The sequence below is a fragment of the Sutterella massiliensis genome (assembly GCF_016899755.1).
Taxonomy (GTDB): Bacteria; Pseudomonadota; Gammaproteobacteria; order Burkholderiales; family Burkholderiaceae_F; genus Sutterella; species Sutterella massiliensis.
On record NZ_JACJJC010000175.1, the window covers coordinates 1 to 750 of the forward strand.

1 protein-coding gene is annotated in these 750 nt (G+C 61.9%); it reads right to left on the bottom strand.

The genetic code is table 11. The features are described 5' to 3' along the window. Positions 1 to 697: substrate binding domain-containing protein (locus H6A60_RS12000; protein ID WP_239477744.1), on the bottom strand; the 697-nt coding region annotated here is incomplete at its 3' end. Positions 698 to 750 lie beyond the last annotated feature (53 nt).

Below are 750 nucleotides of genomic sequence, written 5' to 3' on the forward strand. Positions count from 1 at the left end.
CCTGCAGTTCGCGGCTGTACCACTCAAAGAAGACGCGCACGCGCTTCATGTGCCAAGCCGAGCGCGTTGTGACGTTGAAGCATTCGACGGGCGGGCGGAACCAACCCGGGAGAATCGGAACCAGCCTCCCTTGAAGCAGGTCTTCGGAAATTTGTACGAGCGGCAAGTCGACGGCAATTCCCATGCCGTCCAGCACGGCCCGACGGACTGCCAAGACGTCGGTCGATCGGATAGCCGTTCCGTAAACGATCGGCTCGGCTTTGCCGCAGCGGACGAGTTCCTTTGTTTCCGAGCGCACGGGGCCGGCGTAGACGTAGCCGGTGTGGGATCTGAGCTGATCCGGGTGGAAAGGCATTCCGTTGCGGCGGATGTAGTCGGGACTGGCGACCGGCAGAAACACGTTGCGTCCGCGGCTCATGTAGACGAGTCCCGGCATCGTGGGTTCGCCCGTGAGCGTCGCGATGTCGCAAAGCCCTTTCTGAACTTCGGCTTCCTTGAGACCGACAAGGATTTCGACCGTGATGTTCGGGTAAGACTGGTGGAAGCGCTGCAGAATCGGCGTCAAACGCCGCGCGGCAAAGCCCGGCGCCGACGAGAGGCGGATCTTGCCTTCGAGCGAACGGTTGTCGTTCATGATCGAGGAGACGAGCGACTCGTGCGCGCGAATGATGGGTTCAATGCGCCTCAGGGCCGTCAAACCGGCTTCCGTGAATTCGAGCGGGCGTGTGTTGTGCCGCACGAGTTCGGTGC